This is a genomic window from Pseudomonas sp. 01L34 (assembly GCF_056400265.1).
In genome coordinates this window covers 622,898-640,063 of the sequence record NZ_JBFTSX010000003.1, presented here as the reverse complement: position 1 = coordinate 640,063, position 17,166 = coordinate 622,898, and the positions used below count along the sequence as shown (strand labels likewise).

Below are 17,166 nucleotides of genomic sequence, written 5' to 3'. Positions count from 1 at the left end.
GAGCTCCCTCGCCACAATGGAGATGCGGTGCATTCACTGCACCGCATCACCTCAAACCTCAGCTATAAACCCGGCCTAGCAGCTGCCGATGGCTTTCAAACTGATCGAGCACGTCACGGGTGATCTGATCCTGAGTGAAGCCCATCAAGTCATAGTCCTGGCTGCCGTTGTGCAGGTACACCTCAGCGCGGTAGTAACGTGCGCGCGGTTCATCGGCACTTTCGGCCGACACCGCTTCACTCGCCGCCGCCAGATAACCGTCCAGGCTCACTTCGTAGACAAAAGGGTTGCCCTCTTCCATCTCGATCCGCAGGCCCATGCAACGCTTGGCTTTACCCAGCAACGTTTGCACGTTCAGGCCCTTGCCACGCAGTTGAACCACGGCCTCTTCCAGCGCCGGGCTGACTTGTTTGTCCATGAAACGCTGAACAATCGACTGATTCGGCTGCAAATCCAGCTGGGTCAGACGCTCGCTGAAACCACGACGACCACGCGCCGCCAGTTCCGCTTGCTCCTGTTCGATCTGCACGTCCTGGCGCATGGCCTTGTGCAAACCGAACATGAAGAACACCAGCACCACCGAGAACGGCAGCCCCGCCAGCACCACCATGGTTTGCATGGCTTCGAAGTTACCGGCGAACAGCAGACCGATGGTCACCAGGGTGATCACCACCGACCAGAAAATCCGCAGCCAGTGCGGCGCGTCTTCGTCGACGTTGCCGCCCTTGCACGAAAGGTTGGCCATCATCACCGCGCCGGAGTCCGCCGGGGTCAGGAACAGCACGAAACCGACAAAAATCGACACGCCAATGACAACTTTCGACGCCGGGTAATGCTCAAGCAACTGGTAGATCGCCATCGATGGCTGTTCCAGCGCCGTCTTCCCGAGCTCCACCGCGCCATGGTTCATCACCAGGTCCAGGGCCGAGTTACCGAAGATCGACAGCCATGCCAGGGTGAAACCCAGCGGGATCAGCAGCACACCGGCGACCAGTTCACGCACCGTGCGACCACGGGAAATACGCGCGATGAACATGCCGACAAATGGCGCCCAGGAAATCCACCAGGCCCAGTAGAACAGGGTCCACAGGCCCAGCCAGCGGTCAGACTTCTCACTGTCGCCTTCATACACGTAGAGGTCGAAGGTCTTCAGCACCACGCCATTCAGGTAGTCACCGATGTTCTGCACAAAGCCGTTGAGCAGGTGCAGAGTCGGGCCGAACAACAGCACGAAAATCAGCAGACCGCTGAACAGCACGATGTTCAGGTTGGACAGACGGCGAATGCCGTTTTCCACGCCGGACACCGCTGCGATGGTCGCCACGGTGCTCATCACGATGATCACGATCAGCAAGTTGGTGTTGCTGTGCGCCATGCCGAACAGGTTTTCCAACCCCGACGAGACTTGCAGCGAACCGATCCCCAGGTTCGTCACCAGCCCCAGCAGGGTCACGAACATGCCGAAGCCGTCCACCGCATGACCGGCCGCGCCTTTGACCCAACGCTCGCCGACCAACGGATAAAGCGCCGAACGCAATGCCAACGGCTGGTTATGACGATAAGCAAAGTACGCCACGGCCAGGCCGACCAAGGCGTAGATCGCCCAGCCATGCAGGCCCCAATGCAGGAACGTCAGCTGCACTGCCTGGCGTGCGGCAAGGTTGCTGCCGGCGACGCCTTCCGGCGGGTTGAAGTAATGGTCCAGCGGCTCGGACGCACCGAAGTACAACAGCGAGATGCCGATACCCGACGAGAACAGCATCCCCGCCCAGGCGCCGTAGCTGAAATCCGGGGTATCGTCCTTGCTGCCCAACTTGAGCTTGCCGTAAGACGAAAACGCCAGGCCGACGACAAAAACCAGATAGGCGGCGATCACCACCATGTAGTACCAGCCGAAGCTGCGGGACAACCAGGCCTGGGCAATACCGAGCATTCTGCCGGCCTCTTGCGGGGCGACGATCAGAATGGCGGTCAACAGCAGGATCAGCGCGGTAGAGGTGTAGAACACCCAACCGTTGACCATCACCTTCTCGGGTGGGGTCTTTATTAGAGAGGCAGAACTCATGGCACAGATGCTCCGGGCAGTGCGAGAGAAGAACACAAGGCAACGCGGTACCCGACCAATCGATTAGTTGGCAGCCGACCGGCGGGTGATATAAAGACACCCCGAAAAAAGCCCGAAGCCCCTGGAACGCGTCTGCGTATGGGTTTCGAGCATTTTTGGATGTCGGTTTATCGTCATTTACACGTAGGAAAAATCTGTAAGCAGCGACGAATTGTCGCAGATCTTATTCTTTGTTGATTGAACGTTCAATCAAAACAAAATAGACTGGCCCTCAATCCGGTAGGCGTATTTCGTCCACCGGGAGGCCTAAGGAGATGTGCAAGATGCCCAAGGTCGGTATGCAACCCATCCGCCGCCAGCAATTGATCGAAGCCACGCTACAGGCCGTCGATCAGGTCGGCATGGGGGACGCCAGCATTGCGCTGATCGCCCGTTTGGCCGGTGTCTCGAATGGCATCATCAGTCACTACTTTCAGGACAAGAATGGCCTGATCGCCGCCACGATGCGGTATCTGATGAGCGTCCTCAGCGAGAACGTCACCGCGCGCCGTCAGGCGATGGCAGATGACAGCCCACGGGCGCATCTGCAGGTGATTATCGAAGGCAACTTCGACGCCAGCCAGGTCAATGGCCCGGCAATGAAAACCTGGTTGGCCTTCTGGGCCACCAGCATGCACCAGCCGTCTTTGCACAGGTTGCAGCGGATCAACGATCACCGTCTGTATTCCAACCTGTGCTGCCAGTTCCGCCGTGCGTTGCCGCTTGATCAAGCGCGCAGCGCCGCCCGGGGCCTGGCAGCCCTCATCGACGGTTTGTGGTTGCGCGGCGCGTTGTCGGGAGATGCTTTCGACACCGAGCAGGCGCAAAGAATCGCTTACGAATACATGGATATCCAATTGGCCAAGCAGGTGAGTTAGAGCACACATAAAACCGCTCAGCCCCTGAACGCCACTGATCAGCGTCGCCAACGCTACACGGCACGTCCCAGTGGTTAACGCCAACCAACTTATGCACTTGCGAGGACTTTATGGCCCGTTTCGAACTGCAAAAACTCTACATCGACGGCGGCTACAGTGACGCCAGCAGCGACGCCACCTTCGAAGCCATCAACCCGGCTAACGGTGAAGTCCTCGCAAAAGTACAGCGTGCGACCAAGGAAGACGTTGAGCGTGCAGTGGTCAGTGCCGAAAAGGGCCAGAAAATCTGGGCCGCGATGACCGCCATGGAGCGTTCACGCATCCTGCGTCGTGCCGTCGACATCCTGCGCGAGCGCAACGATGAACTGGCCGCCCTGGAAACCCTGGACACCGGCAAGGCGTACTCCGAAACCCGTTACGTCGACATCGTCACCGGCGCTGACGTGCTGGAATACTACGCAGGTCTGGTACCGGCCATCGAAGGCGAGCAGATTCCGCTGCGCACTACCTCTTTTGTCTACACCCGTCGCGAGCCGCTGGGCATCGTGGCCGGTATTGGCGCGTGGAACTACCCGATCCAGATCGCCCTGTGGAAATCCGCTCCAGCCCTGGCGGCCGGCAACGCGATGATCTTCAAGCCAAGCGAAGTCACCTCGCTGACCACCCTGAAACTGGCCGAGATCTACACCGAAGCCGGCCTGCCGGCTGGTGTGTTCAACGTGTTGACCGGTAGCGGCCGTGAAGTCGGCACCTGGCTGACCGAACACCCACGCATCGAAAAAGTCTCCTTCACCGGCGGCACCGACACCGGCAAGAAAGTCATGGCCAGCGCTTCCGCCTCCACGCTGAAAGACGTGACCATGGAACTGGGCGGCAAATCCCCGCTGATCATTTTCGACGACGCCGACCTCGATCGCGCCGCCGACACCGCGATGATGGCCAACTTCTACAGCTCCGGTCAGGTCTGCACCAACGGCACTCGCGTGTTCGTCCCGAGCCACCTGAAAGCCGCGTTCGAAGCCAAGATCGTTGAGCGCGTTGCGCGCATCCGCGTTGGCAACCCGGAAGACGAAAACACCAACTTCGGCCCGCTGGTCAGCTTCGCCCACATGGAAAGCGTGCTGGGTTACATCGCCAAAGGTAAGGAAGAAGGTGCTCGCCTGCTGTGCGGCGGCGCTCGTCTGACCGACGGCGAATTCGCCAAAGGCGCATTCGTGGCCCCGACCGTGTTCACCGACTGCACCGACGAGATGACCATCGTGCGCGAAGAAATCTTCGGCCCGGTGATGAGCATCCTGACCTACGAAACCGAAGAAGAAGTGATCCGTCGCGCCAACGACACCGACTTCGGTCTGGCTGCCGGCGTTGTTACCAAAGACCTGAACCGCGCGCACCGCGTGATTCATCAACTGGAAGCCGGTATCTGCTGGATCAACGCCTGGGGCGAGTCCGACGCCAAGATGCCGGTCGGCGGCTACAAGCAGTCGGGCGTGGGCCGTGAGAACGGCATCAGCTCGCTGAACAACTTCACACGCATCAAATCGGTACAGGTCGAACTGGGCGATTACGCCTCGGTTTTCTAAGGCCTGCGAGGTCTCTGTGGCGAGGGGGCTTGCCCCCGCTGGGTCGCGAAGCGGCCCCCATCCAGACATCGCACGTCTTCAGATAGAGCGTGGTCGCTGATTTTACGACTGCTGCGCAGCCGAACGGGGGCAAACCCCCTCGCCACAGGTTACGCAGCGCATCGGCGACCCGCGACCTGACCAACTTCAAAGAGGGTGCATTCAATGTCCCAAGTATTCGATTACATCATCATCGGTGCCGGCTCCGCCGGTAACACCCTGGCGACCCGTCTGACTGAAGACGAAGGCGTCACCGTCCTGCTGCTCGAAGCGGGCGGCCCGGATTACCGTCTGGATTTCCGCACACAAATGCCGGCGGCTTTGGCGTTCCCGCTGCAAGGTCGTCGCTACAACTGGGCGTACGAAACCGATCCAGAGCCACACATGGACGGTCGCCGGATGGAATGCGGTCGCGGCAAGGGCCTGGGTGGTTCTTCGCTGATCAACGGCATGTGCTACATCCGCGGCAACGCCATGGACTACGACAACTGGGCGAAACTGCCAGGCCTGGAAGACTGGACTTACCTCGACTGCCTGCCGTATTTCCGCAAGGCGGAAACCCGTGACATCGGCCCGAACGACTACCACGGTGGCGACGGTCCGGTCAGCGTGACCACGCCCAAAGCCGGCAACAACCCGCTGTTCAGCGCGATGGTTGAAGCAGGCGTGCAGGCCGGTTACCCGCGTACCGAAGACTTGAACGGTTACCAGCAGGAAGGTTTCGGCCCGATGGACCGCACCGTGACGCCGAAAGGCCGTCGCTCCAGTACCGCTCGCGGTTACCTGGACATCGCCAAGAAGCGTTCGACCCTGACCATCGTCACCCACGCCCTGACCGACAAGATTCTGTTCGAAGGCAAGCGTGCAGTCGGCGTGCGTTACCTGATCGGTGCCGCCGAAGAACGCGTTGAAGTCCGTGCCCGCAAAGAAGTGTTGCTGTGCTCCGGCGCCATCGCGTCGCCGCAGATCCTGCAACGCTCCGGTGTCGGCCCGGCCGAACTGCTGAAAAAGCTTGATATTCCGGTGGTCCACGACCTGCCGGGCGTCGGTGAAAACCTGCAGGATCACCTCGAGTTGTACCTGCAATACGCCTGCACCCAACCGGTCTCGCTGTACCCGTCGCTGCTCCTGCACAACCAGCCGGCCATCGGTGCCGAGTGGCTGTTCAACGGCACCGGCATCGGCGCCAGCAACCAGTTCGAAGCCGGCGGTTTCATTCGTACCCGCCCGGAATTCGAATGGCCGAACATCCAGTATCACTTCCTGCCGGTAGCGATTAACTACAACGGCAGCAACGGCGTGAAAGAGCACGGCTTCCAGGCGCACATGGGTTCCATGCGTTCGCCAAGCCGCGGTCGCATCCAGGCCAAGTCCAAGGATCCGCGCGAATACCCGAGCATCCTGTTCAACTACATGGCCACCGAGCAGGACTGGCAGGAATTTCGCGATGGCATCCGCCTGACCCGTGAAATCATGCAACAGCCGGCGCTGGATGCCTTCCGTGGTCGCGAAATCAGCCCCGGCATCGACGTGCAAACCGACGAGCAGCTGGACAAGTTCATCCGTGAGCACGCCGAAACTGCGTTCCACCCGTCCTGCTCGTGCAAGATGGGCACCGACGAAATGGCCGTGGTCGATGGCGAAGGTCGTGTGCATGGCATTCAAGGCCTGCGCGTGGTCGATGCTTCGATCATGCCGATCATCACCACCGGCAACCTGAACGCACCAACGATCATGATGGCCGAGAAAATCGCCGACAAGATCCGCGGTCGCAAACCATTGCCGCGCAGCAAGGCCAAGTACTACGTGGCCGGCGATGCACCGGTGAAGGGCAAGCCCTTGCGGGATGTGAGCCCTACCGCTCAGTAACGCAGTTACACCGAGGCGCGGCCTTGATCGTTCCCACGCTCCGCGTGGGAATGCATCCCGTGACGCTCCGCGTCACACAGCGGACGCAGAGCGTCCATGGCGGCATTCCCACGCAGAGCGTGGGAACGATCAGCCTATAAATTCCTGACTCACCCAACCTCAACTCTTCCTACACCGCTCTTCACTTGATCCTACCCCCCACGCAGGCCTAATCTAGCGCCACGCAAACGTTTCCCCCCCCTCGCAACACCGATTCGCCGCCACTCCATACCAAGGAGGTTCCCGAATGTTCGATTTCCACCCCCAGCTCAAGCAGCGCTTCGCTGCGTTGCGCACGGGCGCTGAATTCTTTTCGCTGCGTTATGTTCGCGAATCCGGTCAGTATCTTTCAGTGCGCAAGAACGTCGCCGAACCACCGAGCCTGAGCCGGGACGAAGGTGCGATGCTGACCGTTCGGGTCAACGGCGTCGAAGCCTATGCCGCGACCAACGACTTGTCCCAGTCCGGGCTGCAAGCCGCGCTGGAGAAGGCCGAGCAACAAGCCCGTCGACTCAAGCCACACGCCCTCCTCGACTTGCGTGAGCAAGCGGTTTCCAGCGAGCGCGCCGACTATTTCTCGCCGAGCCTCGACCAACCCTTCCCGTCTCTCAGCGATTGCTACCAACTGCTCGGCGCCGAATCTGCCGCCGTGCCCAAGGACGAACGCCTGGTGAACTGGCAGGCGAGCATCGGTATCACCAACGTCGAGCAGATCTACCTCAACAGCGCCGGCGCCGAACTGCGCCAGGCCCAGCGCTTCGTCTACCCGAGCATGGACGTCACCGCCTACGACGGTAGCGACAGCCAGACCCGCACCCTCGGCCGCGAGAATTTCGGTCAGCAGGGCGGCTTTGATGTGATCAGCCGCTGCGGCCTGATCGGCGCCGGCCCGAAAGTCGCCGACCAGGCGTTGCAATTGCTGCTGGCACCGAACACCCCGCAAGGCCCGCGCGACCTGTTGCTGATGCCCGACCAGATGATGCTGCAGATCCACGAGTCCATCGGTCACCCGCTGGAACTGGACCGCATCCTGGGCGACGAGCGCAATTACGCCGGCACCAGTTTCGTCAAGGCGCAAGACTTCGGCCGCCTGCAATACGGCTCCGAACTGCTCAACGTGACATTCGACCCGGACATCCCCGAACAGCTCGCCAGCTACGGCCATGACGACGAAGGCACCGCCGCCAGCAAGCAATTCCTGATCAAGCAAGGTTTGCTGCTGCGACCATTGGGCGGCGCGCTCTCGCAGTTCCGGGCCAGCCTCGACGGCGTGGCCAACAGCCGCGCCTGCGGCTGGAACCGTCCGCCGATCGACCGCATGGCCAACCTCAACATCGAGCCCGGCGATCAGCCGCTTGAGCAACTGATCGGCAACATCGAGCACGGCATTTTGATGAGCACCAACCGTTCGTGGTCCATCGACGATGCGCGCAACAAATTCCAGTTCGGTTGCGAATGGGGCCAGTTGATCGAAAACGGCGAACTCAAAGGCGTGGTGAAGAACCCGAATTACCGGGCGATTTCCGCGCAATTCTGGAAGAGCCTGCGCGCCGTCGGTGACGTCAGCACCTTCAAGGTGCTGGGTACGCCGAACTGCGGCAAGGGCGAACCGAACCAGGTGATCCGTGTCGGCCATGCGTCGCCGGCCTGTGTGTTCAGCAACGTTGATGTGTTTGGGGGAGATGCCTGATGAGTACGTCCACGAGCACTTCAAAAAACCAGGCCGATTCGTTCAAGGCCTTGGTCGACTGGCTGCGCGATGCACTGCGCACGCCTGAGCAGTTCACCCTCAGCTACGCCGCCGAATCGTCGGCCTTCGTGCGCTTCAACCACGCCAAGGTGCGTCAGGCCGGGCAGGTGCAGCAGGCAAGCATCGGCTTCAAACTGATCAACGACGGCCGGCACGCCGACCTCGATATCACGTTGTCGGGCGATCCGGAAGTCGACCTTCAGCGTCTGGCCGAGGGGCTACAACAGTTGCGCGAAACCCTGCCGTTGCTGCCTCAGGACCCGTACCTGCTGCTCAACCATGACGACTGGCGGAGCAACAACGTGCAGGATCATCCGCTGCCGGACACCGAGCAGGTGGTCACTGAAATCACTCAGGCCGCCGAGGGGCTCGATCTGGTCGGTTTCTATGCCGCCGGGCCGATCAGTCGCGGCTTCGCCAGCTCCTCGGGCGCGTTCGGCTGGCATCAGGCCAATAGCTTCAACTTCGATTTCAGCCTGTTCCATGAAAACGGTCAGGCGGTGAAAGCCAGCTATGCCGGGCACGACTGGAACAGCGCCGGGTTTTCCCGGCGTTTCCAGCAGGCCCGCGAGCAGTTGGCGTTTCTCGGGCGGCCATTGCGCACGCTGGCGCCGGGTCAGTACCGCGCCTACCTCGCGCCGGCAGCCCTGGAAGAAGTCATGGGCATGCTCAGTTGGGGCGGGTTCTCGGCGCAGTCGATTGCCAGCAAGAGCAGTCCGTTGCAGAAGCTCTACGGTGGCGACAGCTCGTTCAGCCCGTTGGTGTCCCTGGATGAAAAAGTCAGCGGCTCCCTGAGCCCGGCGTTCTCCGGTGAAGGTTATCCGCGCAGTGATCTGCGGCTGATTGTTGAGGGCAAGGCAGGCGAGCAACTGGTCAGTTCACGCAGCTCCGCCGAATACGGCCTGACCGCCAACGGTGCCGGCGGCGGTGAAGCCCCAAGTGCATTGAACATGGCGGCCGGCGCTTTGCCTGACGCCGAGATTCTCAAGCAACTGGGCACCGGTTTGTACATCAGCAACCTGTGGTACCTGAACTACTCGGACCAACCGGCAGCGCGCCTGACCGGCATGACACGGTTCGCGACCTTCTGGGTCGAGAACGGCGAGATTCAGGCACCGGTCAGCACCATGCGTTTCGATGACAGCGCCTACAGCCTGCTCGGTTCGCAGCTGGAAGCGTTGACCGAGGAACGCGAGCTGATGTTGTCGGCCAGCACCTACAGTCAGCGGAACACGTCTTCGGCATTGCTGCCGGGAGCGCTCGTCAGCCGATTGACCTTGACCCTGTAAACACAAAGACCTTGTGGTGAGGGGGCTTGTCGGACCGCCGCACCGCCCCGTTGGGCTGCGAAGCGGCCCCAAACCTGCCAACGCGGTTCAGCAGACAGACCGTATAGCCCGGTTTACGACTGCTACGCAGCCGAGCGGGAGCAAGCTCCCTCGCCACAAGGTTCAGCGCCAGCCACGAATCTGCATTAACAAGAGGCCCCATGCCCAACCGCCCACCTCTCGACGCCGTCACCGCCCGCTGGTTGCCATGGGTCGTGGCCATTGCCTTTTTCATGCAGTCCCTCGACGGGACAATCCTCAACACCGCCCTCCCCGCCATGGCCCGGGACCTGGCCGAAGACCCGCTGCGCATGCAGGGTGTGATCATCGCCTACATGCTCACCGTCGCCTTGCTGATTCCCGCCTCCGGCTGGATCGCCGACCGTTTCGGCACCAAGAAAATCTTCTTCGGTGCCATCCTGTTGTTCAGCATCGGCTCATTGCTCTGCGCCTTGTCGAGCACCCTGAGCATGCTGATCGGCGCCCGGGTGATCCAGGGCCTGGGCGGCGCCTTGATGTTGCCGGTCGGACGCTTGGTAGTGCTGCGCGCGTATCCGCGCTCGGATCTGGTGCGGATCATGGGTTTCATCACCATTCCCGGCCTGCTCGGCCCGCTGATCGGCCCGACCATGGGCGGCTGGATGGTGCAATACCTGACCTGGCACTGGATCTTCCTGATCAACCTGCCGGTGGGTGTCATCGGCTGCTATGCGGTGTGGAAATTCATTCCCGACCTGCGCGGCAGTGAACGCACCCGCTTCGATAGCCTGGGCTTCTTGCTGTTCGGCGCGGCGATGGTGCTGATCACCATCGCCATGGAAGGCCTCGGCGAACTGCGTCTGCCGCACTTGCGGGTGATGTTGCTGTTGTTTGCCGGCATGGCCTGTCTGGCGGCCTATTGGCTGCGGGCCGGGCACATCGACAATCCACTGTTTGCGCCATCGCTGTTCAAGACCCGGACCTTTGCCGTGGGCATCCTCGGCAACCTGTTCGCCCGGTTGGGCAGCGGCGCATTGCCGTTCCTGGTGCCGTTGCTGCTGCAAGTGGCGCTGGGCTATTCGCCGTCACAGGCCGGGATGAGCATGCTGCCCCTGGCCGCGGCCGCGATGGTCGCCAAATCGGTGGCGCGGCCGTTGATCGAACGTTTCGGCTACCGCATCGTGCTGACCGGCAACACACTGGCGCTGGGGATCATGCTGGCAAGCATGGGCCTGGTCAGCGAGCAGACACCGTATTGGCTGTTGCTGGGCCAGTTGGCGATTCTGGGGGCGATCAACTCCTTGCAGTTCACCGCGATGAATACCGTGACACTGATCGACCTCGACGACGCCAGCGCCAGCAGCGGCAACAGTTTGCTGTCGGTGGTAGCGCAATTGTCCCTGAGCCTGGGCGTGGCGTGCGCCGGTGCGCTGCTCGGCGGATTCACGGCGGAGATGGGCAATGACGACGTGGACACGGTGCTGGGCGCGTTCCAGCTGACTTTTGTGACGGTCGGCATCATGGCGATGCTGGCTGCAACCATCTTCTCGCAGCTTTCACCAAAGGATGGCCGACGGATGGTCAGCCGTGAGCACGATATCGAGCACTGACCCGTAGCAGCTGCCGAGGCACGAGGCTGCGTTGGGCTGCGAAGCGGCCCCCCGGGGCGGTCCTGCGGACACGCAACGCAGCCTCGTACCTCGATAGCTGCTACGGCTATTCGTCCAGAATTTGCAGGTGGAGAGCCTGGGACTGATACACTGCGCGACATTTTGTTTTGCAGGCCAGTCCCGTGACCACCATCGCCACCGCTTTTAATACTTTGCCGCTGTCCGCCGCCATGCTGGCTAACCTCGACTCCCTCGGTTATGCCCAGATGACGCCGATCCAGGCGCAAAGCTTGCCGGTGATCCTCAAGGGGATGGACCTGATCGCCCAGGCCAAGACCGGCAGCGGCAAGACCGCCGCCTTCGGTATCGGCCTGTTGAACCCGATCAATCCGCGCTTCTTCGGTTGCCAGGCACTGGTCATCTGCCCGACCCGTGAGCTGGCCGACCAGGTCGCCAAGGAAATCCGTCGCCTGGCCCGCTCCGAAGACAACATCAAGGTCCTGACCCTGTGCGGCGGTGTGTCTTTCGGCCCGCAGATCGGCTCGCTGGAGCACGGTGCACACATCATCGTCGGCACTCCAGGGCGCATCCAGCAACACCTGCGCAAGGGTTCGCTGGTGCTTCACGGCCTGAACACGCTGATCCTCGACGAAGCCGACCGCATGCTCGACATGGGTTTCTACGATTCCATCGAAGAAATCATCGCCCAGTGCCCGGAACGTCGCCAGACCCTGCTGTTCTCCGCCACCTATCCGGTGGGCATCAAGCAGTTGGCGTCGAAGTTCATGCGTAATCCGCAGCAAGTGAAGGCCGAGGCGTTCCACGACGACACGCAGATCGAGCAGCGCTTCTACGAAATCTCCCCGGAAGAGCGCATGAGCGCGGTGACCAAGGTGCTCGGCCACTTCCGTCCGGCGTCCTGCGTGGCGTTCTGCTTCACCAAGCAGCAGGTGCAGGAAACCGTCGATCACCTGACGTCCAAAGGCATCTCCGCCGTCGGCCTGCACGGCGATCTGGAACAGCGTGACCGCGACCAGGTGTTGGCCATGTTCGCCAACCGCAGTACGTCGGTACTGGTCGCCACCGACGTCGCCGCACGCGGCCTGGACATCGATGCGCTGGATATGGTGATCAACGTCGAACTGGCCCGTGACTCGGAAATCCACATTCACCGTGTCGGCCGTACCGGTCGTGCCGGCGAGAAAGGCATCGCGATCAGCCTGGTCGCACCGTCCGAAGCCCATCGCGCCCAAGCCATCGAGCAACTGCAGAAGTCGCCGTTGAATTGGGATCAGGTGGATAACCTCACGTCCCAGGGCGGCGGTCCGCTGCTGCCGCTGATGAGCACGCTGTGCATTGGTGCGGGCCGTAAAGACAAAGTCCGTCCAGGCGACATTCTCGGCGCACTGACCGGTGAGGCGGGCATTCCCGGCGCCCAGGTCGGCAAGATCGCGATTTTCGACTTCCAGGCCTATGTGGCCGTGGAACGCGGGATCGCCAAGCAAGCCTTGCAGCGCCTGAACGACGGTAAAATCAAAGGTCGTTCGCTGCGCGTTCGCATCCTGTAAGAACACTGTATTTCCCTGTGATCGTTCCCACGCAGAGTGTGGGAACGATCAATGTGTGAGGACACCGTTTTGCGCTCTACCGAAGTTGTGATCATTGGCGCTGGCGCCGCAGGGTTGATGTGTGCGCTGACCGCCGCCGGGCGCGGGCGCAAGGTGATGTTGCTTGACCATGCCAACAAGGCCGGCAAGAAAATCCTCATGTCGGGCGGTGGCCGCTGCAATTTCACCAACATGTACACCGAGCCGAGCAATTTCCTCTCGCAGAACGCACATTTCTGCAAATCTGCGTTGGCACGTTACACCCAGTGGGACTTCATCGCTCTGGTGGCCAAACACGGCGTGCCATACCACGAGAAGAAACTCGGCCAGTTGTTCTGCGATAACAAATCCAGCGACATCCTCGACATGCTGCTCGACGAGTGCAATCAGGTTGGCGTCAGCCTGCACCTGGACACCTCGATCCAGACCATCGAGAAGCTCGAAAGCGGTTATCTGCTGGATACCACGCTGGACCAGATCACTTGCCAATCCCTGGTGATCGCCACCGGCGGCTTGTCGATTCCGACCCTCGGCGCCACCGGTTTCGGCTATCAGGTGGCCAAGCAGTTCGGCCACGACCTGCTGCCGACCCGCGCCGGCCTCGTGCCGTTCACCATCACCGATCAGCTCAAGGAGCTGTGCACCGAACTGTCCGGTACGTCGGTGGATTGCCTGGTGAGCTGCAACGACCAGAGTTTCCGCGAGAACATCCTGTTCACCCACCGCGGTCTCAGCGGCCCGGCGATTTTGCAGATTTCTTCGTTCTGGGAATCCGGCGACACGGTAGAGATCAACCTGATGCCGGATCACGACGTACCGAGCTGGCTGCAACAGCAGCAAGTCGAACGCCCGAACAGCGAGTTGAAAACCCTGCTCGGTGAGATCTTCACCAAGAAGATGGCCAACTTGCTGGCAGACAACTGGTTCGTCTCCAAACCGATGAAGCAATACACCCACGCAGAAATTGCAGACATCGCTGAAAAACTGGCGAGCTGGAAAGTCGTGCCGGCCGGCACCGAGGGCTACCGCACGGCCGAAGTGACCCTGGGTGGCGTCGACACGCGCGAAGTGTCATCCAAGACCATGGAGTCGCTGAAAAGCCCCGGCCTGTATTTCGTCGGTGAAGTGCTCGACGTCACCGGGCATCTGGGTGGTTTCAACTTCCAATGGGCCTGGGCGTCCGGTTACGCGGCGGCGCAGTACGTCTGACTACACCGCTCCCCCTGCAGGGGAGCGTGTTTCGCCTGGGAAGGAACAGATTTTGCTGTCTGATGTGATCGGCGCCATTGCGTCGGCGTCATTAGTGGCTCAATTTAGCGTCATTGCCTCGGAAGGCCTTCGCACTTCATGTCATCGACCACATTTCGGCAGTCTCTGCGTCGCCTCTGGGCGCTGGATAAATTCAGTTACAGCGTTCGGGTATTCATCGCCCTGACCGGCACCATGGCGCTGTGTTGGTATCAAGATGAAATGGGGCTGCTGATCCCGTTGTTCCTGGGGATCATCGCCAGCGCCCTGGCCGAAACCGACGACAGTTGGCAGGGCCGCCTCAACGCACTGGCCGTGACGCTGGTGTGTTTTATGGTCGCCGCCCTGTCCGTCGAACTGCTCTTCCCCTACCCCATCCTCTTTATCATCGCCTTTGCCCTGGCCAGCTTCTGCCTGACCATGCTCGGCGCGCTGGGCGAGCGTTATGGCGCGATTGCGTCAGCGACGCTGATTCTGTCGGTCTACACCATGATCGGCGTGGACCAGCGCGGCGGCGCAGTCACTGATTTCTGGCACGAGCCGGTACTGCTGGTGGCGGGTGCGGCGTGGTATGGCTTGCTCTCGGTGTTGTGGCAGGTGCTGTTTTCCAACCAGCCGGTGCAACAGAGCCTGGCGCGGTTATTCCGTGAACTGGGTTATTACCTGAAACTGAAATCGTCGTTGTTCGAACCGATCCGGCAGTTGGACGTGGAAGCGCGCCGCCTGGAACTGGCCCAGCAGAACGGTCGGGTGGTGGCAGCCCTGAACGCCGCCAAGGAAATCATTCTGCACCGGGTCGGCGATGGCAGGCCGGGGGCGAAACTCAGCCGTTACCTGAAGCTGTACTTCCTCGCCCAGGACATCCACGAGCGCGCCAGCTCCTCGCACTACCCTTACAACGCGCTGGCCGAGGCGTTCTTCCACAGCGACGTGCTGTTCCGCTGTCAGCGCCTGCTGCGCCAACAGGGCAAGGTGTGCCGCGCGCTGGCCGAATCGATCCAGATGCGCCAGCCGTTCATCTATGACGCCAGCTTCGCCGAAGCCTTGAGCGACCTGCACGCCTCCCTCGAACACCTGCGCATCCAGAGCAATCCGGCCTGGCGCGGTCTGTTGCGCTCGTTGCGGGCATTGGCCGCCAACCTCGGCACCCTCGACCGTTTGCTCAGCGACGCCAGCAACCCCGATGCGCTTGCAGACGCCACCGACAGCAGCCTGCTCGACCGTTCGCCACGCAGCCTCAAGGATGTGTGGATTCGCTTGCGCACACAGCTGACGCCGACGTCCTTGCTGTTCCGCCACGCCCTGCGCCTGCCCCTGGCGTTGAGCATCGGCTACGCGATGGTGCATTTGATCCACCCCTCGCAAGGTTACTGGATCATCCTCACCACGTTGTTTGTCTGTCAGCCGAACTACGGCGCCACCCGCCGCAAACTGGGCCAGCGGATCATCGGCACCGCCATCGGCCTGACCGTGGCCTGGGCGCTGTTCGATCTGTTTCCCAACCCGTTGATCCAGTCGAGCTTCGCCATCGTTGCCGGGGTGGTGTTCTTTACCAACCGCACCACCCGCTACACCCTGGCGACGGCCGCCATTACGGTCATGGTGCTGTTCTGCTTCAACCAGGTGGGCAACGGTTATGGGCTGCTTCTGCCGCGACTATTCGATACCTTGCTCGGCAGCCTGATCGCCGGCTTGGCGGTGTTCCTGTTCCTGCCGGACTGGCAGGGCCGACGCCTGAACAAAGTGCTGGCCAATACCCTGACCTGCAACAGCATTTACCTGCGCCAGATCATGCAGCAATACGCCGCCGGTAAAAGCGACGACCTGGCTTACCGCCTGGCCCGACGTAACGCGCACAACGCCGACGCCGCGTTGTCGACGACACTGGCCAACATGCTGATGGAGCCGGGGCACTTCCGTAAGGAAGCCGATGTCGGATTCCGATTCCTGGTGCTGTCGCACACCCTGCTCAGCTATTTGTCGGGGCTTGGGGCACACCGTGAAACCCAACTGCCGTCGGATGTGCGCGAGCACCTGATCGACGGTGCGGGCGTGAGCGTGGCCGCCAGCCTCGACGACATTGCCCAGGGCCTGGCGAGCAAACAGCCGATTGCGATTCAGAGTGATGAGGAAGAAGCACTGGCCAATGCGCTTGAGCAGATGCCGGATGAAATCGATGAAGGGCAGCGGCTGGTACAGACACAACTGGCGTTGATCTGTCGGCAACTGGGGCCGCTACGGACGTTGGCGGCGCATTTGATCAAGGACACTAACGAAGCCTGAGATGTGCAGCGACTGGGCTTGCCCGCGAAGGCTTCAGCTCGGACACTGCAGGCCTTTCAGATTACATCCCATGCTGCCTGAGCAACTTCTCATAACTCCCGTCAGCCTTCATCGCCGCAATCTCGCGATCGAAACCGGCGACGATCTGTTCATGCTCCGGGTTCTTCAGGCTCACCAGAATATGCAGACTGTTCTCGCTCAACGGCTTGGGCAGGAACTCCACGGCATTGCGCACTTTGGGTGATTCCCGCGCCAGGTAATACCGGGCGACGAACTCGTCTTCCAAAGTCAGCTTGACCCGATCGGCCGCGACCATGCGCACAGCCATGGCGAAGTTATGCACCGGGACTTTCTGCAACGACACATCCTCATCAAATTCCTGCGAATAGGCATAACCGCGTACCACCGCTATCGGGTAGGTGTGCAGTTGTTGCAGGTTGTTGTATTCGATTGGCGTGTCTTTGCGCTTGAGAAAGCGCACGCGGTTGAGCAGGTATTCGCCGGAAAATTGCCCCAGCTTCGTGCGCTCGTCGGTGTACCAGGTGTTGACCAGTACGTCGTAACGTCCCTCGCCCACCCCAAACAAGGCCCGGGCCCACGGCACTTGTTCGAAATCGCTGGCGTAACCGGCCCGGGCCAGCGCGGTGCTGACGATGTCCGTGGCCACACCGCCATTGACCAGCGTGGCGTCGGTAAAGGGTGGCCAGGCATCGGCGACCAGACGCAGCTTTTCCGCAGCCTCGGCCTGTGTCAGCAACAGCAATCCGATCAAAGCAAACGCTCGATGAAACCGCGGCATGCCAGAAATCCTTAGCGGGCGGGCTGCCCGACGTGTTTTTCAGCCAAAAC

The 17,166-nt window shown here is 61.2% G+C and carries 11 protein-coding genes; 9 read left to right on the top strand and 2 right to left on the bottom strand.

What is annotated here, in order from left to right:
* Window positions 1-58 precede the first annotated feature (58 nt).
* On the bottom strand, window positions 59-2,008 hold the full coding sequence (locus tag AC1DQM_RS11525) for a BCCT family transporter (protein WP_231508959.1): 1,950 nt from the start codon (window positions 2,006-2,008) through the stop codon (window positions 59-61).
* Between the two features lie 380 nt (window positions 2,009-2,388).
* Here AC1DQM_RS11525 and betI point away from each other — a divergent pair, with 380 nt between their 5' ends.
* From betI to yccS, 9 genes are all read left to right on the top strand, one after another.
* Window positions 2,389-2,982, top strand: coding sequence for a transcriptional regulator BetI (gene betI / locus AC1DQM_RS11520; RefSeq protein WP_018928769.1), 594 nt, complete (start codon window positions 2,389-2,391; stop codon window positions 2,980-2,982).
* A 110-nt stretch (window positions 2,983-3,092) separates the two neighbouring features.
* Window positions 3,093-4,565: a betaine-aldehyde dehydrogenase gene (gene betB / locus AC1DQM_RS11515; protein WP_477743638.1), complete on the top strand. Its 1,473-nt coding sequence runs from the start codon at window positions 3,093-3,095 to the stop codon at window positions 4,563-4,565.
* 204 nt (window positions 4,566-4,769) lie between these two features.
* A complete protein-coding gene (betA, locus tag AC1DQM_RS11510; protein WP_477746198.1) occupies window positions 4,770-6,473 on the top strand; it encodes a choline dehydrogenase in 1,704 nt (567 codons plus the stop codon).
* A 286-nt stretch (window positions 6,474-6,759) separates the two neighbouring features.
* The gene (locus tag AC1DQM_RS11505; RefSeq protein WP_018928766.1) at window positions 6,760-8,202 is read left to right on the top strand and encodes a TldD/PmbA family protein; all 1,443 of its coding nucleotides are present in this window, start codon (window positions 6,760-6,762) and stop codon (window positions 8,200-8,202) included.
* Window positions 8,202-9,551, top strand: coding sequence for a TldD/PmbA family protein (locus AC1DQM_RS11500; RefSeq protein ID WP_477746197.1), 1,350 nt, complete (start codon window positions 8,202-8,204; stop codon window positions 9,549-9,551). Before AC1DQM_RS11505 ends, AC1DQM_RS11500 begins: the two co-directional genes overlap by 1 nt.
* A gap of 119 nt (window positions 9,552-9,670) precedes the next feature.
* Entirely contained in the window at window positions 9,671-11,179 is a 1,509-nt protein-coding gene (mdtD, locus tag AC1DQM_RS11495) for a multidrug transporter subunit MdtD (RefSeq protein WP_477746243.1), read from the top strand.
* 230 nt (window positions 11,180-11,409) lie between these two features.
* Complete coding sequence (gene dbpA / locus AC1DQM_RS11490) at window positions 11,410-12,747, top strand: ATP-dependent RNA helicase DbpA (protein WP_230175555.1); 1,338 nt, start codon at window positions 11,410-11,412, stop codon at window positions 12,745-12,747.
* A 69-nt stretch (window positions 12,748-12,816) separates the two neighbouring features.
* Window positions 12,817-13,995 carry a BaiN/RdsA family NAD(P)/FAD-dependent oxidoreductase gene (locus AC1DQM_RS11485; protein WP_258612775.1) on the top strand — a complete coding sequence of 393 codons (1,179 nt, stop codon included), beginning with the start codon at window positions 12,817-12,819 and terminating at the stop codon, window positions 13,993-13,995.
* A 138-nt stretch (window positions 13,996-14,133) separates the two neighbouring features.
* Window positions 14,134-16,317 carry a YccS family putative transporter gene (yccS, locus tag AC1DQM_RS11480; RefSeq protein ID WP_477746196.1) on the top strand — a complete coding sequence of 728 codons (2,184 nt, stop codon included), beginning with the start codon at window positions 14,134-14,136 and terminating at the stop codon, window positions 16,315-16,317.
* A 61-nt stretch (window positions 16,318-16,378) separates the two neighbouring features.
* Here yccS and AC1DQM_RS11475 read toward each other — a convergent pair whose 3' ends face one another.
* Window positions 16,379-17,116 (bottom strand): substrate-binding periplasmic protein, encoded by a 738-nt coding sequence (locus tag AC1DQM_RS11475; protein WP_018928760.1) that lies wholly within the window; start codon window positions 17,114-17,116, stop codon window positions 16,379-16,381.
* Window positions 17,117-17,166 lie beyond the last annotated feature (50 nt).